The organism is Lachnoclostridium sp. Marseille-P6806, assembly GCF_964238185.1.
Classification (GTDB): Bacteria; Bacillota; Clostridia; order Lachnospirales; family Lachnospiraceae; genus Brotaphodocola.
Map to the genome: position 1 here is coordinate 225819 of NZ_CAXSLG010000007.1, position 6476 is coordinate 232294.

Sequence of the window (6476 nt, forward strand, 5' to 3'; positions counted from 1 at the left end):
CGATGGAACATTATGTAGTTCTGCCTGACGGGACGCAGGTTCCGGCCCTGGGTCAGGGAACCTGGTTTCTGGGGGAACAGAAGGCAGATGAGCTGCGAGAGCAGGAAGCGCTGACAGCAGGGATCAGCGCAGGTATGACACTGATTGACACAGCAGAAATGTATGGAAGCGGAAAGGCAGAGCTTTTGATTGGAAAGACCATAAGGGAGATGGACAGAAGTGACCTGTTTCTGGTTTCCAAGGTTTATCCTCACAATGCAGGACGGAAAAACATATTTAAAAGCTGTATGGCAAGTTTGGAGCGTATGGGAACGGATTATCTTGATTTGTACCTGCTTCACTGGAGAGGCGGAATTCCTCTGGAGGAGACGGTGGCATGTATGGAGCAGCTGAAAAAAGAGGGGAAGATCCGGCGCTGGGGAGTCTCCAATTTTGATACAGAAGATATGGAAGAGCTGTGGTCTGTGCCTGGAGGAAAAAACTGTGCAGTAAATCAGGTACTGTATCATGTGGCGTCCAGGGGAATCGAATATGATCTTCTGCCGTGGCTGAGACGGCATCAGATTCCTTTGATGGCATACTGTCCGTTGGCCCAGGGTGGGGATTTGCGCAGAGGGCTTTATGAATCTTCAGTTTTGAAGAAGGTGGCAAAAGCGCATAGAGCAAGCATTTCTCAGATTCTTCTGGCTTTTGCGATTCGTGATGGGAGTACGATTGCAATTCCCAGAAGCGGGAAAAAGGAGCATACGCTAGATAACGCAGGGGCAGACAGGATTGTGCTGTCGCAGGAAGAACTGGAGTGGATTGATCAGGAATTCCCCGCACCGTCACACAAGGTTTATCTGAATATTGTGTAAATTCCTCTTGTGATTTTTCTGGATACATATTAAAATCTAATGGGCAACAGTTGGGGACGGCCTTTTCAGACCGTTCTAAACTGTTGTTTTCATGGAATTATTATGTATAGAAAAAAGACGGAGGCCTGTTAATGAAAGCTTATCAGTTAAAAATTGCCATAAAAAATTCGAAGCCCCTGGTATGGAAACGGTGCCGGGTACCGGCGGGGATTACCTTTTCTCAGCTGGCTCCGATTCTGGAGGTTGTGACAGAGACGGCGGAAAATGCCTGGTATGAGTTTGAGTTTTTCCAGAAAAAGGTGCAGATTAGAGAATGGCAGGGAGATGCTTCGGCGGTTGCCAGACCCCCGTTCGAATATAAGGATGCTTCTGAAACCAGCATTGATCCTATGATGGAAACGGAAGCGTGGTTTACCTTCCGTCGAGAAACAAAGCCGGAATTTCGATGTGAGATCGAAAAGCTTCTGGAGGAGGAACCCTGTTTTCCTGCTGTTTTGAAGCAGAAGGATGATCCGGAAACATGGAAATGGACGGCTCCAGAGGAACTGAACCAGAAGCTGCAGGAAAGATTTTTCCTGGCAGACGGGGGGGACAGACAGGAAGAAGGCGAAGAGCAGAAGGAAGGCCTCAGCCAGGAGGATGCTTTCGGCCAGGAGGAAATGCGGAGAGGTCCGCTGCTTCGAGATTATCTGAATGCCTATGACAGAGAGGATCTGGAACATATTGCAGAAGAAATTTTCCTGGCAGGATACAGGATGATGGCAGATGCCGAGCTGGCTCAGAAGCTGGCTGAGGAGTTGCTGCGTCCTGAAGTAATGAAGGAACGTTTGATGACCGTTCCGGAGGAATCCATGGAAGCTATGGAGCGGGCATTGAACAGAGGATGTTTCTGCCCGGATAAGAAAGAGCTGGAACTTCTGCTTCCAATCTATGAGCTGGATTATCTGATTGCCTACGAGGATGAACAGACAGAGGTGGCTGCTGATGTCAGAGATGTGTTTTCCGCAATAAACACATCGGAATACCGGCTCCAGAGACGGGAACAGTACTGGATGTGGGTATGTGTGCGGATTGTGGAGTTGTTTTATGCATCAGCACCACAGGAAATTGTGTACCGAATGTATAAAAAATACAGCGGACTGGATGCAGGTTCTGCAGACTTCCAGAGGGTTTTTGAAAGCCTTCCGAAGAAATACAGAAGCTGCCAGCTTCAGAATGGAAAGGTAATTGCCATAGAAGCTCTGTTTAATGACGTGTATCAGGAAATTGAAAACAGCCAGAGCGGAAAGAGTTTTTATATTCCAGACGCAAAAGAGGCAGAGGATTACGCCCGTCATGGATATCCGTCCAGAGATATCTGGTATCGGAAGCTGGGAGAATATTTGGAGGAGACTTTTGGCGCCGGAGAGGAAATCCGGGAAACAGTATTGTCTGTTCTGTGGGATCATGCCTGCATGGGAGAGCCTTTGGCTGTCACTTTGGACTGGATGAAGAATTCCGGATTTGAATTTCCATCAGAGGAGGCATATCACAGATTTATCTCTCTTGAATCCAATGCTGCCAACAATACGCGGAAGCTGATTCTCAGAGGCCATACGCCGGTAGAGGTTCAGGGGGATGATTTTGTTTTAGGAAATGACGGAAGGATGCCGTTAGGTTCGTCAGGCTCCGTTTTGGCAGGAAATGTCAAAGCAGAAAAGGAAACAGCGGGAAGAAAAATTTATCCCAACGATCCCTGTCCCTGCGGCAGTGGAAAGAAGTATAAGAAATGCTGCGGAAAAAACAGATAATACCGTAAGAATTCAGCCATGTCTCCTGTCCGCTGTAAGCGGGCAAGAAGACGCATGGCCAAACAGTTACATCATATCAGCATGGCTTACCAGGTCAGCTTGCTGACATTCCGGTCTTTCAGAAAACCGGGAATCTGGTAGAGAACCAGAACATCGGTAATACCCTGTTCTTTTATGAAATTGCTGATTTTTCCATTATAGTAGCGCAGATCAATCATGTGCGTCTCTTCAAAATGAAGAGCTGCAAAGGGGGCAAAGCAGTGGGCGTAGGAATCCTTGATAATCAGGAGCTTGCTTCCGTCTGCCTGGCTGTGATTTTTGATTTTTGTCCAGCCATGATTGCCGTCTAAGAATACCCGGTACTGATCACGAGTATTTAACGCTTCCATAGAATAGAGGGAGGGAACCGGACTGTCAGAGCCGTCGTAATAGACGCTCCAGACCGGTTCTTTTTTTGGCCGGTAAAGAACAATGGAATCCGCCTGTACCGGAATATTCAGCTTGGAGTGAATGGTTCCGAGAAAGTGATCGGAAACGGTTTCCTGCTGAAAATCAGATGGCTTAAAGGAATCAAGTCCAAGAGATGCCGCCCAGGCCTGGTAGCCGGTAAAGGCTCCGAAGGAGGTCCAGTGGTGATCCGTGCGGTAATAGGGCTCCTGTTGCTCTTTGGCATCTGACAGGGCCTGCCGGACAGGAACCAGCATTTTGCCAATGCCCTTTTCTTCCAGGCGGTTCGTAATGGCGGCTTGGGAGAAGGGGGCGGCGAAGGACGGAAGTTTTTCCGTCATAATTTCAGAGGAAGACGGAACCAGCATTACCCGCACATGATCTTTTCCCATCAGGGACTCCTGGGTACTGACGAATTGACAAAGGCGATCCAGGTTTTTGCCGGAAAGCTCCGGATCCAGATCTTCCTGATAAAAGGTTTCTATAAGGTAATGATCCCTTCCGAGCCAGACTCCGTTAATTTCTTTTTTCTGCTGCAGCTGTTCTGCGGTAGTTTTTATGCCAATCCACTGATCACGGAAGGGAAACTGGTCGCTGAGGTAGGTTTCATATTCCGTGCCAAAGGCTCCGCTTTTCAGGCTTTGCCAGGTAAGAGAAGGCATCTGGGCCAGATAACGGTTTTCTGTTTCTGAAAAGCTCTTTTTCGGCATGAAAACTGAGGCAAGAGCTCCGCAGCCCAGAAAGGCGCAGAAAAGTCCCGTCAAAACGGCCGGGTATTTGTTTTTCTTTTTCATATAAGCTCCTTTCCAGGTTCCGGTTAAAAGCGGAAATACAAAAATGGGTTATAGGTTGCATCCACCAGGTAAGCAATGGACAGAAACAGAACAGCTCCTAAAAACAGAGGTTCCAGTATCGTACGGCCTTTTTTGCAGAACCGGTCTGCCAGTTTAGCTGGAAGCGGCGTAGAGCCGAATGCAGAAAATACCAGCAGAGACAGGCTTCCCAGCAGAAGAAACAGAGTTCTGTCATTGGAGAAGGGCAGACCGCTGACTCCCAACATTTGCAGCAGATAGGCCAGTCCGGCATGCAGATCTTCAAATGCAAACAGCACCCAGCCAAAGATCACGAGGAGACAGGCATATGTGTGCTGGAGCCAGGAAGGAAGTTTTTTCAAAATATTCTTCAAAATGAATTTTTCAAAAAGAAGCAAAATTCCGAAATATACTCCCCACATTAGAAAATTCAGGCTGGCACCGTGCCAGATTCCAGTCAGAAGCCATACTATCAAAATATTGCGAACCTGAAGCAGACCGCCTTTCCGGTTGCCGCCCAGAGGAATGTATACATATTCCTTAAACCAGGTTCCCAGGGAAATATGCCACCGTCTCCAGAACTCCGTAATGCTTTTGGAAATATATGGATAGTTGAAGTTTTCCGGGAACCGGAAGCCCAGCATATGGCCCATGCCGACTGCCATATCGGAATAGCCGGAAAAATCAAAATAAATCTGGAAGGAAAAGGCCAGAATTCCCAGCCATACCATAAGGACGCTGCGCTCCTCGGGCAAAATGCCATTGATTTCAGTCCAGAGGGCTCCGGCCTGATTGGCAAGAAGCACCTTTTTTCCCAAACCAATGATAAAATAACGGATACCCAGAGAGAATTGTTCCAGATTTTCCCGTCTGCAGTTTAATTCAGCGGCAATGTCCTGATAACGGACAATAGGACCGGCGATTAACTGAGGAAACATGGAAACATAGGCACCAAAAGAGATCAGGTTGTCCTGAACAGGTGCTTCTCCGCGGTAGACATCAATGGTATAGGACATGGTCTGAAAGGTATAAAAGGAAATACCAATGGGAAGAGCCAGCCCCAGAAGGGGGAAGCTGCTTCCGGTCAGTTCGTTGAAGGAGCGGATAACAAAATCCGTATACTTAAAAACAAACAGCAGGGAAAGGTTGATAACAGCGGAAGACGCGACCGCCAAGCGGGCGCCTTTTAAATTTCCCTTCTCTTTAAAATATCCCACCAGCTTGCCGTGAATAAAGTCAACCAGAGTGGAAAACAGCAGGAGAGAGATGTATACAGGTTCTCCCCAGCCATAGAAAATCAGGCTTCCAAAAAACAGAATTCCGTTTCTGAGAGATTTCGGCGCTGCAAAATACAGCGCCAGAAACAGTGGGAGAAAGCGGAACAGAAATAAAAGACTGCTGAATACCATGGCTTACTTGAAATATCCATCGATAATATCAATGGCAATCTGATTGTTTTCGGCAGCAGATTCTAATGCAGCTTCATCGCCTTCTTCCATGGAAGCATCACTGGGAGCACCCAGCATAACAAAGAAAATATAGTCGCCATAGCGCACAACCTGAGAAGCCTGAATTTTGGCAATATTCATGGGGTACTGCATGGTATCGCCTACCAGACGATCCCGATATGCATTTAAGGCGGCTTCTACATCATCGCCTTTTCCGTCCTTTGCCTGTACGCCGATAAAGGTTTCAACAAAGGTGCTGATCATAGGAGCCTCTGCCACATAGGATTCGCAGAGCTCAGGAGAAAGTCCAATCACATCTTTCAGCATTTGTTCGTCCATTTCTGTATTGGGAATATAATTTTCGCCATAAGCATTTTTAATATCACTTAAAACATCCTCCAGAGATACCTCTTTCACTGTTTCAGGAGCAGTGGTTTCCTGTCCAGCAGGATTATTGGAAGCGGTGCTGCCGGAGCAGCCAGTAAGAGAAGCAGCAGATAAAGCAGCTGCCATAAAAAATGCAGTCAGTTGTTTTTTCATCATAATCAGTTTATCCTCCTTTTTTGCCCCGGGGGGGGGTCTGTATGACATATTATAAGTGAGGGAGGAGGAAAAGGCAATTTACAAATATATGAAGCTTTCTTACGGAATTCATCGAAACAGAAACGGATATATTACAAACTTCTTTAAAAAAGATAGAAAGAGGGAAAGAAATAGTTTCCTTTGACATAGAAATCATTCATAGTTTTTCTAGGGCAATGCTCTCTTGATGGAGATGCGCTCTGCCATTTGCGTAAACCTTGGAGGAATGGGTGTATTATTTCTATATAGAAAAATATTCTGAAAAGGTATTTTAGAAGTAGTTTTGGTCTTTGGACTGCTTTAAAAAACATAAAATAAAAAAATTGAAAAAAACTGTTGACATTTGTAGAAGCATTTGATATGATATAACTCGCCGCTGAGAACGGCGGCAACAAACTTCAAGAGAGTTTGAAAAAAATAAAAAAAGTTGTTGACAAACGCAAGCGACTGTGATAAGATAAACGAGTTGCTGCTGAGAACAAAAGCAACAACGAAATGAACCTTGAAAATGAAAAATTGAACAGTGTTTAAAACCCTGAA

5 protein-coding genes are annotated in these 6476 nt (G+C 46.2%); 2 read left to right on the forward strand and 3 right to left on the reverse strand.

The genetic code is table 11. The features are described 5' to 3' along the window. Positions 1-2 precede the first annotated feature (2 nt). Positions 3-857 carry an aldo/keto reductase gene (locus tag ACESON_RS10970; RefSeq protein WP_373109822.1) on the forward strand — a complete coding sequence of 285 codons (855 nt, stop codon included), beginning with the start codon at positions 3-5 and terminating at the stop codon, positions 855-857. Between the two features lie 131 nt (positions 858-988). Continuing rightward, positions 989-2647 carry an SEC-C metal-binding domain-containing protein gene (locus ACESON_RS10975; protein WP_373109824.1) on the forward strand — a complete coding sequence of 553 codons (1659 nt, stop codon included), beginning with the start codon at positions 989-991 and terminating at the stop codon, positions 2645-2647. Positions 2648-2733: 86 nt separating this feature from the next. On the opposite strand, the gene ACESON_RS10980 is transcribed toward ACESON_RS10975, so the two are convergent. From ACESON_RS10980 to ACESON_RS10990, 3 genes are read right to left on the reverse strand one after another with little or no spacing between them, the layout of a single operon-like run. Further along, complete coding sequence (locus tag ACESON_RS10980) at positions 2734-3888, reverse strand: DHHW family protein (RefSeq protein WP_373109826.1); 1155 nt, start codon at positions 3886-3888, stop codon at positions 2734-2736. A 23-nt stretch (positions 3889-3911) separates the two neighbouring features. Then, positions 3912-5315: an MBOAT family protein gene (locus ACESON_RS10985; RefSeq protein ID WP_177958565.1), complete on the reverse strand. Its 1404-nt coding sequence runs from the start codon at positions 5313-5315 to the stop codon at positions 3912-3914. A gap of 3 nt (positions 5316-5318) precedes the next feature. Further along, complete coding sequence (locus tag ACESON_RS10990) at positions 5319-5897, reverse strand: DUF4358 domain-containing protein (RefSeq protein WP_373109828.1); 579 nt, start codon at positions 5895-5897, stop codon at positions 5319-5321. Positions 5898-6476: the final 579 nt, after the last annotated feature.

Excerpts from the sequence above, each read along its gene's own strand:
- ACESON_RS10970 (WP_373109822.1), top strand. The coding sequence starts at position 3 with ATGGAACATTATGTAGTTCTGCCTGACGGGACGCAGGTTCCGGCCCTG.
- ACESON_RS10975 (WP_373109824.1), top strand. The coding sequence starts at position 989 with ATGAAAGCTTATCAGTTAAAAATTGCCATAAAAAATTCGAAGCCCCTG.
- ACESON_RS10980 (WP_373109826.1), bottom strand. The coding sequence starts at position 3,888 with ATGAAAAAGAAAAACAAATACCCGGCCGTTTTGACGGGACTTTTCTGC.
- ACESON_RS10985 (WP_177958565.1), bottom strand. The coding sequence starts at position 5,315 with ATGGTATTCAGCAGTCTTTTATTTCTGTTCCGCTTTCTCCCACTGTTT.
- ACESON_RS10990 (WP_373109828.1), bottom strand. The coding sequence starts at position 5,897 with ATGATGAAAAAACAACTGACTGCATTTTTTATGGCAGCTGCTTTATCT.